Origin of the sequence: Labilibaculum antarcticum (genome assembly GCF_002356295.1) — a bacterium.
GTDB classification, from domain to species: domain Bacteria; phylum Bacteroidota; class Bacteroidia; order Bacteroidales; family Marinifilaceae; genus Labilibaculum; species Labilibaculum antarcticum.
The window spans coordinates 1017602-1037326 of sequence record NZ_AP018042.1; the positions used below are offsets into that span (position 1 = coordinate 1017602).

Here is a 19725-nt window from a genome sequence, read left to right on the forward strand (position 1 = left end):
TTTGCTTATTCTATTTGTTATTAGCTTCAAAAGCCTCTATCTTTTCTTTTCTTGCGAGAAGGAAATCGATATCATCGAATCCATTCAACAAGCAATTTTTCTTGTAAGGATTAATTACAAAACTTTCGCTTTCTCCATTCAAGCTGATGCTTTGCTTCTCCAAATCAACTACGATTTTTTGTTCCTTATTTTTCTCTACAGCTTCGAATATATTCACTAAAAATTTAGGCGAAACAATAACCGGAAGCACTCCGTTATTCAAGGCATTATTTTGGAAAATATCAGCAAAGAAACTACTCACAACAACTTTAAAACCGTAATCGTGAATTGCCCATGCTGCATGTTCTCTTGATGAACCACTTCCGAAATTCTTTCCTCCAACTAAAATTTCTCCTGAATATTCTGATTTATTCAAAACAAAATCTGCGTTCTCTTTTCCATCAGAATTGTATCTCCAGTCACGGAAAAGATTTTCCCCAAATCCATCGCGGCTTGTCGCCTTTAAGAAACGTGCAGGAATAATTTGATCTGTATCCACATTTTCAACAGGAAGCGGTACATATGTCGATTCCAATGTGGTAAATTTATCTATTGGCATACTTTTATTTTTTATATGTGACAATTGCAATAGAACCAATTAAAGTCTAATACAATTGCTACGCTTGGATTAAAACAATTCTCTTGGATCAGAAACAACTCCTGTTATTGCAGCAGCTGCAGCTGTAAGCGGACTGGCCAACATTGTTCTTGCTCCAGGTCCCTGTCTTCCTTCAAAATTTCTATTTGATGTAGAAACGCTATATTTTCCTGCTGGAATTTTATCATCGTTCATGGCCAAACATGCAGAACATCCAGGCTGACGCATTTTAAATCCTGCTTCCTCCAAAATCTCAACCAAACCTTCTTCTATGGCCTGTTTTTCGACTTGCTTTGAGCCAGGAACAATCCATGCAGTAACTGAATCTGCTTTTTTCTTTCCTTTTACTGCAGAGGCTAACATTCTAAGATCTTCGATACGACCATTGGTACAGCTACCCACAAAAACGTAATCTACTTTCTTTCCTATCAATTTGTCACCCAAACCGAAGCCCATATAGTGCAACGACTTTTTGAAAGTTGGCAATTCTGTTGGATCTATATCTTTCTCTGAAGGAATGCATCCTGAAATTCCAATTCCCATTCCAGGATTGGTTCCATAAGTAAGCATTGGTTCGATATCTGAAGCTTTGTACGCATACTCCTTATCAAATTTAGCTCCGTCATCGGTTTTCAATTTTTTCCATTTGGCAAGCGCTTTGGTCCAATCTTCACCTTTTGGTGCAAATTCACGACCTTCCACATAATCAAAAGTTGTTTGGTCTGGCGCAATCATTCCGCCACGAGCTCCCATTTCGATGCTCATATTACAAACAGTCATACGAGCTTCCATGCTCAAAGCACGAACCGCCGATCCTGCATATTCAACAAAATATCCCGTTGCTCCGCCTGTTCCCAATTGCGCAATCACATAAAGTGTAAGATCTTTTGCCGTAACGCCTTTTTGCAATTCACCATCAATAGTAATCAGCATTTTTTTAGGTTTCGGCTGCAAAATACACTGTGTTGCGAAAACCATTTCCACTTCCGAAGTACCAATACCAAAAGCAACAGCTCCAAAAGCACCGTGTGTTGAAGTATGACTATCACCACAAACTAAAGTCATTCCCGGTTGGGTATGTCCCAGTTCTGGTCCTACAACATGAACAATTCCATTGTAAGGATGATTCAGGCCGTAAAGTGTAATGTCATTTTTCTCACAGTTCGCAATTAAAGTCTCAACTTGCTTTCTCGACAATTCATCCTTAATCGTTAAGTGCTGATTTTCAGTCGGAATATTGTGATCGGGAGTTGCAATAGTATTTTCAGGTCGAAAAACTTTCATTCCTCTTGCCTCTAATCCCGAAAATGCCTGAGGACTAGTAACCTCATGAATCAAATGCTTGTCAATATAAAATACACTAGGACCTCCATCAATTGTCTCAACTACGTGAGCATCCCAAACTTTATCAAATAGTGTTTTTGGTTCCATATAACTCTTTTAATACGATTATGTATTTGAATATTTTTTACTAAATATGTTTTATATTATTTTGGAAAGTGCATCAGCCAAAGCTTCTACTGAAGCCGTAATGATATCAACATTTGCACCAAAACCATAATGAACACGCCCCTTGTGTTCAACCTGAACGTGAACTTTTCCTAAATCATTACTTCCGCGAGTAAGAGCCTGAACAAGAAATTCGCCCAATGTAAATTCCTGTTCTATGAGTTTTTTAACTGCATTAAAACAAGCATCAATAGGTCCATTTCCTTCCGCAGTTGCCGCACAACTCACCCCTTTAATTTTCAAATGTACAATTGCCATCGGCAGGGTCGATTTACCTGAAACGACCTGTAGTAATTCCAATTCCACTGATTTTTGTAGATCATTGGCATCACCCATTAATTCCGAAAGATCTTTTTCACTCAAATTCTTTTTCTGATCAGCTACCACTAAGAATCTATTATAAGTATCATCTAACTGTTCTTTAGTTAATGTATAACCCATTTGACTTAGGTGATGATTTAATGCAGCACGACCGCTTCTGGCTGTTAAAACAATTGCCGATTCCTTAATCCCAACATCAACAGGATCGATAATTTCGTAATTCTCTCTATTTTTCAAGACTCCATCCTGGTGAATTCCTGATGAATGAGCAAATGCATTTCTTCCAACAATGGCTTTATTTGCCTGAACAGGCATGTTCATTAAAGAAGAAACCAAACGACTCGCATCAAAAATTCCCTGACTATTAATATTGGTATGAAAAGGCAAACCATGATGAGTCTTGATAGCCATCACAACCTCTTCCAATGCAGTATTTCCTGCTCGTTCTCCAATTCCGTTTACGGTAACCTCTACCTGACGAGCTCCATTAAGAACACCGCTTAAAGAATTAGCAGTAGCCATTCCTAAATCATTATGGCAATGAGTTGATAAAATTGCTTTGTGAACGTTGGAAACATTTTCCATTAAGTACTTTATTTTAGCACCATATTCTCCTGGAAGGCAATATCCTGTTGTATCAGGAATATTAATAACTGTAGCTCCGGCCTTAATAACCGCTTCAACTACGCGGGCTAAATATTCATTATCCGAACGACCGGCATCTTCAGCATAAAACTCAACATCCTCGACATAACGCTTGGCATATTTTACCGCACGAACAGCACGATCAAGTATCTCATCTGGATTCGAATTTAATTTTGATTTTATGTGATAAGGAGAAGTACCTATTCCGGTATGAATTCTCCCTCTTTTTGCAAATTTAAGAGCCTCGGCAGCAACATCAATATCCTTTTCAACAGCACGGGTAAGCGCGCAAATAATAGGATTACTAACCGCTTTGGATATTTCGACAACTGAATTAAAATCCCCTGGACTTGAAACTGGAAATCCTGCTTCGATAACATCCACTCCCAAAGCTTCAAGAGTCCTGGCAACTTCAATTTTCTCAATTGTATTCAACTGACAGCCGGGAACTTGTTCACCATCTCTAAGTGTGGTATCGAAAATAAATATTTTATCACTCATTGTATTTGTGTTTTTACGTATGCCTTTACTAGTGTTTGCTGCAAAAAAAAATTCCTCCTGTCTTTGGAAGAACCTTGTATCATAACCTCACCTTAGTTAGAATATTAAACAGAGTTCCTTGTTGATTCTCCAATAATGAGATCAATAATCAGGTTTAAACCATTAAGAATACTTTCATAAATCATCTTACTAAAGTTTGGTGTTAATTCAGAATAGCAGGAGAAATCTCCCAATCCTCAACAAACCTAAAAACTTAAGGCCTTTAGGAAAAACAATTATTCAATTACAACTACGATATTCAAACCAATTCAAATACATCCACAGAAACACAAACACCTGTCAGTCTATGAATTACAATAAGATTAATTTTCGGGAAAATGGGATAGCCAACAAGTGGTTAAAAGCTCCCTAAAACCAATATTATTGTCTTATTTAATGATGAAATCGGATTGAATCAAGTCCAACCCAATTTCATCACTATATTATTTAGTTATTTTCTGGTCTTAGTTTACGAACAGCTGTACCAGCTCTCCACATTTCACTCTCGCGAAGTTCTTTTAACTCAGCATCCAACTTCACACGATAGTCGTCCTGACTATTTGAATCGATAGAACGTTGTGCTTCATTACCTGCAGCAACTTCTTTGTACAATTTTTCGAAAACCGGCTTAGTAGCATCACGGAAAGGCTTCCACCAATCTAATGCTCCACGCTGTGCTGTTGTTGAAGTATTTGCATACATCCAATCCATTCCATTTTCAGCAACCAACGGCATTAAACTTTGAGTTAACTCTTCAACTGTTTCGTTAAATGCCTCAGAAGGAGTATGTCCGTTTTCACGCAATGTATCATACTGAGCTGCAAAAATTCCTTGAATACATCCCATTAAGGTTCCACGCTCACCTGTTAAATCAGAATATACTTCTCTTTTAAAAGTAGTTTCGAATAAGTACCCTGAACCCACACCAATTCCTAAAGCAACTACACGATCAAAAGCTTTTCCTGTTGCATCCTGAAAAATTGCATAAGATGAATTCAATCCACGTCCCTCTAGGAACATTCTTCTTAAACTAGTTCCTGATCCTTTAGGAGCAACCAAGATAACATCAACATCTTTTGGAGGAACAATATTTGTACGCTCTTTGTAAGTGATACCAAAACCGTGAGAAAAATAAAGAGCTTTACCTGGCTTCAAATATTTTTGTACAGTTGGCCAAACAGCAATCTGTCCCGCATCCGACAATAAATATTGAATAACTGTAGCTCTGTCCAATGCTTCTTCTATTTCGAAAAGAGTTTCTCCTGGAACCCAGCCATCTGCAATAGCTTTATCCCAAGTTTTAGAAGCTTTACGCTGACCAACGATTACGTTAAAACCGTTATCTTTTAAATTTAATGATTGACCAGGGCCTTGAACACCATATCCGATAACCGCAATGGTTTCATCTTTCATTACCTCACGTGCCTTTTCCAATGAAAATTCTTCACGTGTAACTACTTTTTCTTCAACGCCACCAAAGTTTATTGTTGCCATTTTGTTTCTATTTTAGATATTAGATTTGAGATATTAGATTTTGAGATTGAAATGTGACCTTTACTATTTTCTCACATCTCATTTCTATCATCTTACATCTATTATAAATTTGATTAATTATTTGATAATTCTTTTAAATAACTGGTAAACTCTTTATGCTGACAGGATACAGCAACTCTACCCGAACGGGCAAACTGCAACACACCAAATTGTTCTAGCTCATTAAACAACTCTTGATTTTCCGCCTTGTACCCGACCTTTTCAATTACAAGGAAATCCGGGTGAACCGTTAGTATTTTTGCATTTTGACTTCTCATTATAGCCTCCAGATTCCCGTTCAATGTTGGGGAATTGGCAATTTTAAAGAGTGCCACTTCCTGATGCACAATTTCATCATCCTCAAAATAGAAGGCCTTGAATACCCCTATAATTTTTTCGATTTGACGAACCACGTTTTCAACTCGCATTTCATCCATAAAAGCAACGATGGTATATCGGGAAACCCCTTTTACTTCCGATTCGGAAACTGTTAAGCTTTCAATATTTATTTTTCTTCGGGAAAAAACGATGGTTACCTCATTCAACAAACCGATGTCGTTTTCAGAAAAAATTGTTATTGTATATTCTTTCATGTCTATGATATTTCTCTGTTAAATAAGTTTATTCTAATCGCATGTCCGATACTGCAGCCCCTGGTGCAATCATTGGCAACACATTACACTCCGTCTCAACAATTACTTCCAAAAAGAAAGCTCCCGGAGTTTCGAGCATCTCTTTTATTGCAGCATCCAAATCTTCTCTCTTGGATACTCTTTTTCCTTTTATTCCGTATCCATCAACAATCTTTACAAAATCAGGATTCTCTAACTGTGTATTTGAAAATCGTTTTTCGAAAAACAAATCCTGCCACTGACGAACCATTCCTAAAAATGAATTATTCAATACGATTGTTTTAACCGGCAAATGATACTGTTTGATTACCGCAAGTTCCTGTAAAGTCATTTGGAATCCGCCATCTCCCGAAACAGATACCACTGTCGCATTCATATCAGCGATTTGAGCTCCAATGGCTGCAGGCAAACCAAATCCCATGGTACCCAATCCTCCTGATGTGATCTGAGTATTTGGCTTTTTAAATTCGTAATATCTGGCACTTGTCATTTGGTGCTGACCTACATCGGTACACAAAATGGCTTCTCCGTTGGTCTGCTCCGATAACAAACGAATTACCTCGGCCATGTTAATATTTTCCTTGTTGGCATAAGCCTGCTTACTTATTACCTTATCAAATTCAAGCTGATAGTAATCTTTGAAAGACTTCATCCACTCCACTTTTTCCTGGCCGCTAACCAACTTGTTCAATTCGACAAAAGCTTGTTTAGCATCAGCAAGTACAGGCACATCAACAATAATATTCTTGTTGTGCTCCGACCTGTCGATATCAATATGAATGATTTTTGCCTGTTTGGCATATTTTGCTGTATTACCAGTTACACGATCGTCGAAACGCATACCAACAGCAATCAAAACATCACATTCGTTGGTATTCATATTTGGACCATAGTTTCCATGCATTCCTAACATTCCAACATACAATGGATGATCGGTAGGGAATGATGATAATCCCAATAAGGTACAAGCAACAGGAATCTGAGTTTTCTCCGCAAATTCCATTAATTCTTTTTCAGCTCCCGAAAGAGAAATTCCCTGTCCAGCCAAAATCAATGGCTTCTTTGCACCATTGATTAGTGCTGCTGCAGCTTCTATCTCGGATTGATTCACTTTTGGAACCGGCTGATAAGAACGAACTCCTTCGCATTTTTTATAGTCAAAATCTGCTGCTGCAATCTGAGCATCTTTTGTTATATCAATTAAAACTGGTCCCGGACGACCAGAACGAGCAATATAAAATGCTTTAGCGATTACCTTGGCAATTTCATCAGCTCGTGTAATTTGAAAATTCCATTTTGTGACCGGCATTGACAAACCAATCATATTTGTTTCCTGGAAAGCATCTGTTCCCAATAAACCACTGGCTACTTGACCGGTTATTACAACCATAGGAGTTGAATCCAGGTATGCATCGGCCAATCCGGTAATTACATTTGTTGCACCAGGACCCGAAGTTGTAAAACACACCCCTGGTTTTTTACTGATTCGTGCATAAGCCTGGGCAGAATGCATTGCTCCTTGTTCATGTCGCGACATGTACTGTTTCATTTCATCCTGATAATCGTACAACGCATCGTATACAGGCATAATTGCACCTCCGATGTATCCAAACATGGTATCTACATCTTCCTGAATTAGGCTTCGAACCAATATCTGTGCTCCCGATATATTCTCAATGGTTTTAGTCATTCCATTCGTATTATTTGTTTTTGCTGCAATTTCCATACTGTTTGCTGTTTTTAGCCAAAAGGTAAAAGTTGAAAGCTTTAAGCCCTGAACTCCTCTAAATTTTTGGATCCGATTTTAATCCTTAATAAATCATAATTGTCTAATGGCTCCTTTATCTGCCGAAGACACAAGTCTTGCATAAGCTTGAAGCGCTTTTGAAACTTGACGATTACGCCCTCTTGGTACAAATGCTTCGTCACCAAATGCTTCTTCGTCTTTTCTTCTCTTTGCTAATTCTTCATCCGAAATACAAACGTTAATACTTCTTTTAGGGATGCTGATCTCAATTTTATCACCATCCTGAATTAAGGCAATTGGTCCACCGGCTCCAGCTTCGGGCGACGCATGACCTATTGATAATCCTGAAGTTCCACCAGAAAAACGTCCGTCGGTAATTAGTGCACATTTAGCACCTAATCCCATTGCTTTTAGGTAAGAGGTTGGATACAGCATTTCCTGCATTCCGGGTCCACCCGCTGGTCCTTCGTAACGAATCACAACAACATCACCAGCATTAATTTGTTTTGTGAGAATTGCTTCGCAAGCATCTTTCTGCGAATAATATACTTTTGCAGTACCTGTAAAATCAAAAACTGATTCATCAACACCTGCTGTTTTTACAATACTTCCATTAGGCGCAATATTTCCGAAAAGAACTGCCAATCCACCATCTTTGGTGTAGGCATTTTCAATGCTTCGGATACAACCATTTTTTCGGTCTTTATCCAGCTCTTTAAAAGCCATATTCTGAGAAGCAAAAGTTAAATTTCTTCCAGACTGACCTGGCGCTGAATGATATATTTCCAATGCCTTATCGGTCAGTTTATCAGAACAAAGATCATTTAGTGCCAATGTTTCTTTTAGATTGGCAGAATCTACTCTATACACATCAGTATTTAAAAGATTCCCTCTATCCAATTCAGCAAGAATACTCATGATTCCTCCTGCTCTGTTCACATCTTCGATGTAATATTTAGGAGAATTAGGAGCGACTTTACACAAATTTGGTGTGATACGAGATAGCTCATCCATATCTTTCATTGTAAAATCTACCTCAGCTTCATTGGCAATCGCCAACAAGTGAAGTACCGTATTTGTCGATCCTCCCATTGCAATATCCAAGGTCATTGCATTTCTAAAAGCATCTATTGTGGCAATTGATCTTGGCAAAACACGATCATCACCCTCTCTATAATATTTATCTGTGATATCTACAATGCAATGAGCTGCATCCATAAATAGATCCTTACGAAGTTTATGAGTAGCCAACAATGTTCCGTTTCCTGCTAAAGCCAATCCTAAAGCCTCATTCAAACAGTTCATTGAGTTGGCTGTGAACATTCCCGAACAGCTGCCACAAGTCGGACATGCAGATTCTTCAATTTCCTGCATGCGCTCGTCGCTTACACTCTCGTCGCCTGCTTTTACCATGGCATCAACCAAATCAAGCTTCTCGCCTTTCGACTCACCAGCTTCCATCGGTCCGCCTGACACAAAAACAGTAGGAATATTTAATCGCATAGCTGCCATCATCATTCCAGGTGTAATCTTATCACAATTAGAAATACAAATCATCGCATCAACCTTATGTGCATTGCAAACATATTCAACACTATCAGCAATAACATCGCGTGATGGCAAGGAATAAAGCATTCCATCGTGTCCCATTGCGATTCCATCATCGATGGCAATTGTATTAAATTCAGCAGCAAAATAGCCAGATTTTTCAATCTCTTTTTTCACCATTTGCCCCACATTTTGCAAGTGTGCATGTCCAGGTACAAATTGGCTAAAAGAGTTCACGACCGCAATAACCGGCTTTCCGAACATCTCTTCTTCCATTCCGTTTGCGCGCCACAAGCTTCTTGCTCCTGCCATTCTTCGGCCTTTTGTGGTCTGATCACTGCGTAATTTGTTTTTATACATTTTGGTTAATTCGTTAATGGTTAATCTTGTTTGTTTCAGTTTGAGGCAAAAAAAACGCCCTTTCGTTGGAAAGAGCGCTAAATAATTTCGTTTGTTTCGAAAGTTATTGTGTGTGCACGTCTCCCCTCATCATCATTCTAATAATGACGATTGAAATAAAAATGACGATAATGACTACCTTAAATGATAACATACAATAACCGGATCAAAAAAAAGCCCCTTCGTTTTGGAAGAGGCTTTAGATATTTTGTAAAACTAAATTCGTTTAATTTAAATATGCTTGGCCTCGAATCGTGTCCAGAAGGACGCGAATAATGACACTAATAATAAGTACTGAATTAAATTGCATATTTTTTTTGCTAGTTTGAACCTCTAAAGATTCATATTGTTTTTAACTTTGTCAACGAACATTTACAATCTCTCTTTCGATCTGATTACGCTGACAAATCTATGCGACAAATATAAAAAGAAAAATCCCCAATTTCCAAATCTTACGATTCCCAATTGCTATTTTCTATCTAAATATCGTCTAAACAATGAGCCTTACGTATTGACTGTCAGTATTTTTAATTTTAAAACACATCCCGTATTAATGTAACTTTCAATTGACAAAAAACAAGTGGAATAATCTTAAAATAACTTTATGCAAAGCTTTGCGCCTCTTGCTTATGACACAAAACATCCACAAACACCTTCGTAATTCCAACTTAAATGTACTACAAAAAATAAAGGCTATTGAAATTTCCATTTTCAACAGCCTCTAAAATCACCTTCTTTAGCTATTAGAATCCATAGGTTTTGTAGGCGTAGACTTTTTCCATATCAATCGTCCAATGAACCTGCCCACCCAATTGCTAATCCTTTCCTGAAAAAGATTTTCAATAGAATAATTAGATTTAGCATTTCTAAAAAAATGTTTCAATTTATAACCGGTCAACTCCTTTTCTAAATATAGACGATACCTTTCCTGTCTTATATCTTTTAATGAATGAAACCGTTTCATATTGTATCTTTTTCTTACAGGCATCTGTAATTGTGACAATGCGTAAAATAATCATTTCCCGATTTAGAGTTCAAACCGATAGAATTCAATTTTGATTTTCCTTTTTAATCTCATCTTTGAAGAGAAACTGATGGAAAAATTTAATTAAAGGGCGCTCAATCAATGGTTTTTTAAGAAGATAAACCAAAAATAACAAAAGCAGGTAAAAGAGACCAATACACAGATAGCCAGCAATTTCATTCTCCAACAAATCACCAAGCCAAATTGCAACACCAATACCAGAAAAAAGCATGGCAAGCGCAATCAGAACGAAAACAACACCAACAAAGGTTATTGCTACAACGAGTCGCATTAATTTTTCGAAACCAGTAAATTTATAATATTCAACATTGGAATCGAAATACTCAATTAGTAATTCTTTTAATTGCGTGAATTGCTCGGCGATTTTTTCCAATACCTTTTTGATTTAGCAAATTAATTTTTCCTCAATTAGTTCTTGCAATATTCAATTGCAAGTAAGCGGATTAAACGAATTCTTCTTCTTCCTTTTCTTTTCTTCTGAAATCTTCTAATTTCTTTTCCAATTCCACAATTAATTCGTCCATTTTTTCACGCATTTGTGTCATGCTTTTATCGAAAGCAACCTCAATTTCCTCTGCTTTTTCTTTTGCTTTCACTTTCATTTTTTCACGAGTTACCTCCCCTTTATCGGGAGCGTAAAGAATCCCTAAACCAACTCCTATTGCACAGCCAGTTAGCAATCCCGCAATAATTCCTCCTGTACTTGACATAGCATATAATTTTTAAATGAAACAATAAATTGAATATAATAATCTGATGTGTAACACCTTACATCAAGTTAAGAAATTTTACGGCAACAGTCAATTTTTTAATTGATTGGAAAGCACTTTTTTTACCAAATAATCTTATTTGTACGCAAACATAATAAAATCAGCACAAGCAAAACTTTCACGAATACATTCATATACCGAAAGTATAGCTACAGAAGCAATCTGCTCAGCAGTTCTGCTATTTAGATTTTATTTTTAAATTATTTACATAACACAACTTAAATTCAGACCTTATTTCCGTCTAAAATCTATTTTCTGAATATTTTTGGCTATTTCTATTCTTTGGTATATCGAATCTATTATTGTATCGTACAGTTGATCCTTTAACACAAAATCCTCAATACCATCATCAATATTCGGGTTGTCATTTACCTCAACAACATAAACTTTACCATCTATCATCTTTAAATCTACACCATACAAACCATCTCCTATTAAAGCAGCAGCCTTTAAAGCTGTTTGTACCACAATTTCAGGAACCGATTCAATGGTAACAGTTTCGGAATTACCCGATTTATCATCCTCTTCGCCTTTCCAATTGTAAATTTGCCAATGATCTTTGTACATATAATACTTACATGCAAACAGTGGCGTATTATCAATTATTCCAATTCTCCAATCAAAATCGGAGTAAAGAAATTCCTGACAAACAACCATATCAGAAATTTTGAAAAGCTTATTTATTTCGACTAGCGCCTCCGCTTTATCTTCAACCTTTATCACTCCCAATGAGAAAGCACTGTCTGGCTGTTTCAACACCAAGGGGAAATTCATTTGATTCAACACCTTCGGATCAAATAAATTCTTAGTGAAAATCTCTGTTTCGGGGGTTAATAATTTATGCTTTTTAAATATTTCGTTCTGATAAATCTTATTGGAACACCTCAAAATAGACCAGGGATCATCAATTACAACCAAACCTTCGGCATAAGCTGTACGTGAGAATTCATAAGTATGATCATTTACACTTGTTGTTTCCCGAATAAACAAGGCGTCAAATTCATTGATTTTATCAATGTCTTGTTTTGTAATAAACTCTAAGTATAATCCTTTTCGGTTGGCTGCACTTTTAAATTTCTGCAATGCTTTTGGACAAGAAGGTGAATTCTCTTCCTTTGGATTTATAAGTATGGCGATATCATACTTATAGTTAACCAGTTTAGTACTGTTGAATCTTTTTTTATTGAAATACTTTTTAGCGAATTCGTACACATAATTCAAATCCTGCTCTGCAACCTTATTCAGTGTTAATACCTGCACTTTTTTAATAATCCACTTTTCATCATGCTTAATAAAATCAACTTTGAACAAGGGAGCCTCGAACAATTGATGAAGCTTGCCTGCTAAAGTATTGTAACCTTTGGTATTGGTTTGTCCAAAATAAACATTCAGAGAAAAAGAATTTCCCTTCTCCTTATGCAATGATTTATTGGTGTATTCCTCAATATCATAAGCAATAGAATGAATCACGTTTACGATACGAAAATCACGTATGGTAATTGTACTTGGTATAATGCGTTGCCCACGTGCAGAAGCAAGTAAAGAAATGTAGTACCCATAACTTTGATACTTATAGCTGCTACACAAGTTAAATATTCTGAAATCAGTATTGGTCTGATAAATTGGGTTACTAATGTATTCTTTTACTGAAATAATCTTCGCATTTATATCCAGGAATGTCCATTTATGCGGCTGATTAATAACAATAATATTAGTTGTTTTTGTAGAACATGAAGCAACATTGGTTTTAAACTCCATTTTTACAGCGTCTTCACCTTCACCGTAATAGTCAACTATTGTTTCCAAAGAATTAAATCCCCTGTTCTTATACCAATCAATTAGTTTCGTGTTTTTAGCACTTACCTCAATCAATATTTTTTCAAAATGCTGGCGATCTGCGTATTCAAATGCATGTTTAAGCAGATAATCGCCATAACCCATATTTTGAAATTCAGGCAGTATACCTATGGAATAGATTCGTAATGACTTACTGTATTTAAATAAAACTAAAGCTCCAAACTGAACTTTGTTCTTATCTTTATTTTCGAGAATCAAAATCTCCTGAAACTCACTTTGAATACCATGTTTGATACCCTGTTTTGTGCTTCGTTGATAAGCAGGAAAAGATGCCTCTTCTAATTTCACTAAAAAATTAAAATCATTACTATCGGATTTTCTTATCTTAACATTCATAACAATATTTACAGTCATTTTATTACACTGATTAATAATCGCCTAAGCTTACCTCTTATTTTAAATACAAACACTACTTACTATTGCAAATTAAACAATAAAAGTGATTGAAGATTTATTATTTACAAAATATTTGCCCCCTTTTTAATAACTAAATTTATCGATTGACAATCAAGGCTTACCCCTATTGCAACAAAAGACCTATAGCGCTAACTATAAGTCTTTTATTCGTTATTAAAAGTTCTATTTTAAGCCATCTAAAATTGGCTTATTCTATCGTTAAATACTCCTATCTGTATCCTGTTTAGCCAAAGTTCAAAATATGTTACAATCTGATATCGCCATTTTCATTAGAAAAATGAATTTTTAGTGACTGCATTGATGATCTCCCTCACCATGAGTATGCTGACAACTCGAACCACTATCTGCAACCGCACCTTCAACATATAGTTTAACTACTTCGGTTACATCACCCGAACATCCCCGAATGACTTCAATTCCGGAATTGTTAAGGACATTGATTGCTCCATTGCCTATTCCGCCTGCCAGCATTACAGTTACACCCGCATCGGCTAAAACCGATGCAATATTCGATTTGCAACCACAACCCTGTGGTGATTCCATCTTTTGTACATCAACAATTTCCTTTGTTTCTGATATTGTAATCACATTGTAAAATTCACAATGACCAAAATGGCCATCAATTTGATTACTGCTTGTTACTGGAACTGCTATTTTCATTTTTATATTTTTTAACTGATTTAACACAAAAGTATTTTATCTTTTGGTTTTATAAAATTAATAAAACATTAGTTAGAACTCTAGACTTTGATTCTCAGAATAGTTCCAAATAAGGGATGTATAAATTGCAGTATTGCTTTTAAAAATAGAAATACTATTTATCTGTATTAATTTTAGAGACATGAGAGGATGAAATTATATAGTAACTTTACCACGCAATATTATAACCAGAAATATGGACTCTATTTATTTTGACTATTTAGTACTGCCATTATTAATTTTTATGGCACGTATCTGTGATGTATCCCTTGACACGATACGGGTAATCATGGTCTCGAGAGGATACCGTAAGTATGCTCCACTTATAGGTTTTTTTCAGGTTCTGATCTGGATTATTACAATTACCAGAATCATGGAAAACCTTGACAATTGGCTAACTTATATTGCTTATGCAGCCGGATTTGGTATGGGTACTTATATTGGAATGCGTATTGAAGAAAAAATTGCAATGGGATATGAACTATTGCGAATTATTACTCGCACGGAAGTGGATGACTTGGTGAGTGTATTGCGTCAAAAAGGATATACAGTAACCAGTGTAGTTGGTGAAGGAAAAAATGGTGCTGTAGGCATTGTTTTCCTAATTTTGAAAAGGAAAGTTACGCGAGAAGTAATTGCGATCGTGAAGCAATACAATCCAAAAGCATACTATACGATAGAAGACATCCGATTTGTTGCTGATCCGACCTATTTGCAACCGACCAAAACCCAGTATAAATAATAAACCAAATAAGCAATGTAAGTTCCGATTAAACTGAGTCCTAATTTGTGTGCTAAAATGAGTTTGAGCTTTATTATTCAACTGCTAAATATAGAGTTACACAACTTACCCTGCCATTACTTATGGAAAATAGCAGGGCATTGTGTCTTTTATTCTGTCATTATCAATCAACTATTTTCAAAACTCCATTTGGTCTAAAACACCTTTTAAAATGCTTGCTGAATGATTGAGCTGTTCTTGTTCTTTATTATTAAGCTTTAATTTCATAACATAGTTTACGCCTTCAGCATTTATCACAGCAGGTAATCCAATATATAAGTCCTTAACCGTATCATAAGTTCCATCGTTATAAACAGAGATTGGAATAATTCTATTTTCATCATTTAAAATGGCGGAGGTGATGCTAACTAAAGTCATACCGATGCCGTAATAAGTTGCTTTTTTGCGTTTAATAATTTCATAAGCTGCATTCTTCACTGAGTTATGAATTTCTTCTAAATGCTTGAATTCAATCTCTTTCATAGATTCAATCACATCCACAAGTGGCTTTGCTCCAACATAGGCTTGCGACCAACATACAAATTCAGAGTCACCATGCTCGCCCATGATATATGCATGAATGTTTTTAACGGAAATATTAATTTTTTGTGCAATCTCAAATCGAAGTCTTGCTGTATCAAGAGAGGTTCCACTACCAATTACTTTTGAAGGTGGAAGTCCTGATGCTCTCCAGGCTACATAGGTTAAGATGTCAACCGGATTGGATGCAACCAATATAATTCCACGAAATTTACTTTTCATCACTTGACCAACAACAATTTTCATTATTGTCGCATTTCTATTTAATAAATCAATTCTCGATTCCCCTTCTTTTTGTGGAACTCCCGCAGTAATTACAACGATATCTGCATCTTTACAATCGCTATATTCACCAGCATAAATTTTCATTTTTCTTGGAGCATATGATAATCCATGATTTAAATCCATGGCTTCGCCTTCTGCTCGTTCTTTGTCAATATCAATTAAAACCAATTCTTTAACTGTACCTTGATTTATTAATGAAAATGCATAACTCATGCCAACCATTCCTGTGCCAACAATTACAACTTTACTTTTTGTTTTAGTATTACTATTTGTTACCATTTTCTTCCTTTTTAGCTAAAAGATAAATTATTTTTTAAGATACAATAAAGTATTTACTCGTAATAAATAAACATTTACAAAAGCCTTATTCAAGTCAGACAATTGCCCAAAAGATTAACTTTCATTTCAACTCGCAATAGTGATGATACAGATTTGTGTTAAGCCAAATTGCCCCAACAATACACTTAGGGATGTACTGCTCGAGTTTTAATAAAATAATGAAGAAATCTTAGAAAGCCCATCTTTAAACGAATCGGAAGCAGATGAAAAAGCCTCTTTAGCTTCCTCCCATTTGTCTTAGCTTGCATTCTTTAAATCATCATACTTTGCTTGTATTTCAGCCTATTTTTTTTCTAAAGTTTTTATTGCTTGGTCATAATAAGACTTAACATGATGTTCGACTGATTCTTTTTTAGCTTTTAACTCATCGATTTTTGCTGATACTTCATCAGATGTTTGAGCCCTTTAGGCTCCGTTCCCTCAATTTTCCTTTGTGTTCCTTGGTGATGCACTTCATTTTCCTTAGTGGTTAAATTCTTTTACTCCACAGGTTCAGTGTTCCTTGCGTCTCTTTGTATTGATTCTTATTCCATTTTTAAAAAAGAGCGTTTAACTGGATCCAAAAAGCAAGGAATAGATAATTAAAGCGATTAAAAGGAATCCTACGAAAAGAAAAACAAAACCAAATACTTTCACGATACGCCTTTTTTCCTTAGGGATCTCCATTTCTACAACAAGTTCATCCAACTTGCCCGATTTTTCCAATTCTTCATAATCTCTGGGTCTGTCGGCCTTATATTCTTCCAACAGCACATGACCTGTAAAAATTACAGTATCCATGGGAAAAGATTCCGGACGAAAATGAGTATTGAAAAAGTGGATAGTAAAAATAAAACCAACTGCCAGCAAGGCTTCATCGCTATGAATGATTTGAGCCACATTAATCAGCCAGCCAGGCATAAACTTAGTAAACATCTCGGGAAACCATAACACTAATCCGGTAAAACCGATAATGGCCACACCCCAAAACACGGCCAGATAATCGAATTTCTCCCAATAAGTCCATCGTCCGTAATTTGGTCGCTCTCCTCTTCCCACGAACCACTTCATACTTGCCCAAAAATCTTTAGCATCTTGTCGGTTAAAGAGTAGAGAATGTTTGCCAAATATAAATTGCGACCATCCAAAACCCATTTTCCTCTTGCTTTTGATAAGCGAAAAAAGGTGAAATACAAAATATCCAAAAGTGACTACCGCACCCAAACGATGCAATGCACCTGCCATTTCGACACCTCCCAATAAGTCGACCAAATGTCTGGCCCATTGCATATTTGCAAACTTAAGCATCATACCTGTTAGGGCCAATATCACAAAACTTAAAATAACAAACACATGGGTAATTCGCTGGCTATCGGTAAATCGTCGGATATAAACAACCTTGCCAAAATGAGGTTTAAGATTCTTCCGCCTTCGTTCACGCAAGGATCGGGGCAACCATAAAAGAGTGTGCAAACCAAAAAAACCGAACACAGCGATCAACAGCGATGACATTCCCCAAAAAGTGAAATACAAAACTGGGTATTTATCGCGGTTGTGATGTGTTGCGTGAGTTAAAAATCCGGTAAACCGCATGTTTGCATCCTCGTGACATTTCTGACAGGTAGCCACAATATTGTCGTAGCCAACCGCTGAGTTCGGATCCTTCACATTCATATTGGAATGAGCCCCGTGACAATCGGAACATCGCGCTGCTTTTAAATAACCCAGTTGATAGGCTTTTCCATGATAGGTATCCATATAGCTTTCAGACAAATGTTTGTGACAGAGACCACACTGATGGGTTATTTCATTCATAAACTCATCTTTGTCGATTTCGGAAATAAGGTGAGCCGAATGACAGGCCGTACAGGTAGGGAATTTTTGCCCATCATTGTTTTTTGCAATTGAATGATCGCTGCGGATGTATTCATTGTAAATTCCCTTGTGACAATTGCCACAAGTCGTGGGGATATTTTGCGGATAAACCGAAGACCTCTCGTCACTGTCTTTCAGCATGAAATGGGCAGTATGGCAATCGATGCACACAGCACTCGAAATCAGTCCTTTTTGGGTCATGCTTCTACCATGAACACTCATCGAGTAATCGTGGTACGCATCCACTTCTTTTAGAACTGTTTGCTGAATTGCCCGACCATTTTCCTTATGACAACCGCCACAAAGTTTGGGAATGGAAAGCCGGTAAACAGGCGAAGTTTCATCCGTTTTAGCTTTTACGATATGAGTTCCGTGACAATCGGTGCAATAGGGTGCGGATTCTTTTCCCTCTAAATAAGCTGCCCCATGCCCACTCGCCATGTAGATCTCAGAAATTTCAGCATGACAACCGGAACAATCCACTTTACCTGCTGTTTCGCAAGGGCGATATTTTTTTGCGGATACATCAGAGTGACATTTTACGCAGGTGATGTTGTTATGAGCCCAATTTGTAAGATGATTCACATCAACCTGAAGAGATATGGTATCCCCTTCAACAATTTTATGAACATCCTTTTTTTCGTGACACACCAGACAAGAACGATCGGAAATGCTTTCAACAATATTCTGGATATTTACAATATGTGGTGGATGACAATCTGTGCAGGCAGGAATAGCTCCCGGTTTTTTTTCCCATAGTTGCTCATTGATTACCTTAGTATGCACCTGCTCTATTCGGGCATGACATTTCATGCAGGTAGCTGCGATATTTTTAAGGGAAATGCTTGAAAGCCGATTGGTATGGGGCAATATCAAATGATTTCCATGACAATCGTTACAGGTAGCTGTAACAATCAGGCCACTCTTGTACAATCCTTTGCCATGAATACTTTGACTGTAATTTTCTAAAATATTGTGCTCGGTTATTTGATAGGTTCGTGCAACCGGTGCACCTTCGCGATGACATCTACCACACAACACGGGAATATTCATTTTATAGGTTCGGGAATTAATATTGGTGTGAGAAAGAATATCATGCTTTCCATGACACTCCTTGCAATCAGGCGCATACCTGGCCTGTTTCCGATGTGCTTTGCCATGAATACCCCTATTGTACTTATCAGCGGCCTGCTCGTGACAATTCCCGCAATTTACTGGTTGCATAGTTTCAGGATGGGGCCAGTCCTCAACTGCTGCTTCGGGATGACATTCAATACAGGTTACCTTCCCGTGAATTGAATTCGTTATTATGGGCAGATCAACCCAGACAGATTGAGCTTTACCATTCACTTCCTTTGTGAGATAAGGATCGTCGTGGCACATCATACAAACATCGTCTTCCTGAGCAAAAAGACCAGTACTGCTGAGAATACCCAACAGACAGATAATTGCTACAATGAACCGTTTCATTTTGGGGAGGTAAAAATCATCCATATCGAACTGATTAGTAACTAGCTCACTTACACTCTCTGTAAGTTACTGACTATTCAAACGAAATAAAAAAAAACTTAGTTGCTAGTCGTTTTTATACCTTTACGCCACCAATTCTTTTCCTTTTCTCCTTTTG

General features: G+C 36.8%; 14 protein-coding genes. 1 reads left to right on the plus strand and 13 read right to left on the minus strand.

What is annotated here, in order from left to right:
* Positions 1-10: 10 nt before the first annotated feature.
* From leuD to ALGA_RS03770, 11 genes are all read right to left on the minus strand, one after another.
* Positions 11-598, minus strand: a complete 588-nt coding sequence (gene leuD / locus ALGA_RS03715) for a 3-isopropylmalate dehydratase small subunit (protein WP_173803987.1) — start codon at positions 596-598, stop codon at positions 11-13.
* A 69-nt stretch (positions 599-667) separates the two neighbouring features.
* Positions 668-2068 carry a 3-isopropylmalate dehydratase large subunit gene (gene leuC, locus ALGA_RS03720; RefSeq protein WP_096428054.1) on the minus strand — a complete coding sequence of 467 codons (1401 nt, stop codon included), beginning with the start codon at positions 2066-2068 and terminating at the stop codon, positions 668-670.
* 51 nt (positions 2069-2119) lie between these two features.
* Positions 2120-3613 carry a 2-isopropylmalate synthase gene (locus ALGA_RS03725; RefSeq protein ID WP_096428055.1) on the minus strand — a complete coding sequence of 498 codons (1494 nt, stop codon included), beginning with the start codon at positions 3611-3613 and terminating at the stop codon, positions 2120-2122.
* A 486-nt stretch (positions 3614-4099) separates the two neighbouring features.
* The gene (ilvC, locus tag ALGA_RS03730) at positions 4100-5146 is read right to left on the minus strand and encodes a ketol-acid reductoisomerase (RefSeq protein WP_096428056.1); all 1047 of its coding nucleotides are present in this window, start codon (positions 5144-5146) and stop codon (positions 4100-4102) included.
* Positions 5147-5259: 113 nt separating this feature from the next.
* The gene (gene ilvN / locus ALGA_RS03735) at positions 5260-5778 is read right to left on the minus strand and encodes an acetolactate synthase small subunit (protein ID WP_096428057.1); all 519 of its coding nucleotides are present in this window, start codon (positions 5776-5778) and stop codon (positions 5260-5262) included.
* 28 nt (positions 5779-5806) lie between these two features.
* Positions 5807-7543, minus strand: coding sequence for a biosynthetic-type acetolactate synthase large subunit (ilvB, locus tag ALGA_RS03740; protein WP_096428058.1), 1737 nt, complete (start codon positions 7541-7543; stop codon positions 5807-5809).
* A 93-nt stretch (positions 7544-7636) separates the two neighbouring features.
* The gene (gene ilvD / locus ALGA_RS03745; RefSeq protein WP_096428059.1) at positions 7637-9472 is read right to left on the minus strand and encodes a dihydroxy-acid dehydratase; all 1836 of its coding nucleotides are present in this window, start codon (positions 9470-9472) and stop codon (positions 7637-7639) included.
* Between the two features lie 1088 nt (positions 9473-10560).
* The gene (locus ALGA_RS03755) at positions 10561-10929 is read right to left on the minus strand and encodes a hypothetical protein (RefSeq protein WP_096428061.1); all 369 of its coding nucleotides are present in this window, start codon (positions 10927-10929) and stop codon (positions 10561-10563) included.
* 70 nt (positions 10930-10999) lie between these two features.
* Positions 11000-11266 carry a YtxH domain-containing protein gene (locus ALGA_RS03760; RefSeq protein WP_096428062.1) on the minus strand — a complete coding sequence of 89 codons (267 nt, stop codon included), beginning with the start codon at positions 11264-11266 and terminating at the stop codon, positions 11000-11002.
* A gap of 291 nt (positions 11267-11557) precedes the next feature.
* Positions 11558-13537, minus strand: a complete 1980-nt coding sequence (locus ALGA_RS03765; RefSeq protein WP_197705699.1) for a GNAT family N-acetyltransferase — start codon at positions 13535-13537, stop codon at positions 11558-11560.
* Between the two features lie 348 nt (positions 13538-13885).
* On the minus strand, positions 13886-14260 hold the full coding sequence (locus ALGA_RS03770) for a NifB/NifX family molybdenum-iron cluster-binding protein (RefSeq protein WP_096428063.1): 375 nt from the start codon (positions 14258-14260) through the stop codon (positions 13886-13888).
* 235 nt (positions 14261-14495) lie between these two features.
* Here ALGA_RS03770 and ALGA_RS03775 point away from each other — a divergent pair, with 235 nt between their 5' ends.
* Positions 14496-15041: a DUF2179 domain-containing protein gene (locus tag ALGA_RS03775; RefSeq protein ID WP_096428064.1), complete on the plus strand. Its 546-nt coding sequence runs from the start codon at positions 14496-14498 to the stop codon at positions 15039-15041.
* A 177-nt stretch (positions 15042-15218) separates the two neighbouring features.
* On the opposite strand, the gene ALGA_RS03780 is transcribed toward ALGA_RS03775, so the two are convergent.
* Positions 15219-16184 carry an L-lactate dehydrogenase gene (locus ALGA_RS03780; protein WP_096428065.1) on the minus strand — a complete coding sequence of 322 codons (966 nt, stop codon included), beginning with the start codon at positions 16182-16184 and terminating at the stop codon, positions 15219-15221.
* A gap of 609 nt (positions 16185-16793) precedes the next feature.
* On the minus strand, positions 16794-19592 hold the full coding sequence (locus tag ALGA_RS03785) for a hypothetical protein (protein ID WP_096428066.1): 2799 nt from the start codon (positions 19590-19592) through the stop codon (positions 16794-16796).
* Positions 19593-19725: the final 133 nt, after the last annotated feature.

Coding starts and splice junctions, on each gene's coding strand:
- leuD (WP_173803987.1), bottom strand. CDS start 598: ATGCCAATAGATAAATTTACCACATTGGAATCGACATATGTACCGCTT.
- leuC (WP_096428054.1), bottom strand. CDS start 2,068: ATGGAACCAAAAACACTATTTGATAAAGTTTGGGATGCTCACGTAGTT.
- ALGA_RS03725 (WP_096428055.1), bottom strand. CDS start 3,613: ATGAGTGATAAAATATTTATTTTCGATACCACACTTAGAGATGGTGAA.
- ilvC (WP_096428056.1), bottom strand. CDS start 5,146: ATGGCAACAATAAACTTTGGTGGCGTTGAAGAAAAAGTAGTTACACGT.
- ilvN (WP_096428057.1), bottom strand. CDS start 5,778: ATGAAAGAATATACAATAACAATTTTTTCTGAAAACGACATCGGTTTG.
- ilvB (WP_096428058.1), bottom strand. CDS start 7,543: ATGGAAATTGCAGCAAAAACAAATAATACGAATGGAATGACTAAAACC.
- ilvD (WP_096428059.1), bottom strand. CDS start 9,472: ATGTATAAAAACAAATTACGCAGTGATCAGACCACAAAAGGCCGAAGA.
- ALGA_RS03760 (WP_096428062.1), bottom strand. CDS start 11,266: ATGTCAAGTACAGGAGGAATTATTGCGGGATTGCTAACTGGCTGTGCA.
- ALGA_RS03765 (WP_197705699.1), bottom strand. CDS start 13,537: ATGACTGTAAATATTGTTATGAATGTTAAGATAAGAAAATCCGATAGT.
- ALGA_RS03770 (WP_096428063.1), bottom strand. CDS start 14,260: ATGAAAATAGCAGTTCCAGTAACAAGCAGTAATCAAATTGATGGCCAT.
- ALGA_RS03775 (WP_096428064.1), top strand. CDS start 14,496: ATGGACTCTATTTATTTTGACTATTTAGTACTGCCATTATTAATTTTT.
- ALGA_RS03780 (WP_096428065.1), bottom strand. CDS start 16,184: ATGGTAACAAATAGTAATACTAAAACAAAAAGTAAAGTTGTAATTGTT.
- ALGA_RS03785 (WP_096428066.1), bottom strand. CDS start 19,592: ATGGATGATTTTTACCTCCCCAAAATGAAACGGTTCATTGTAGCAATT.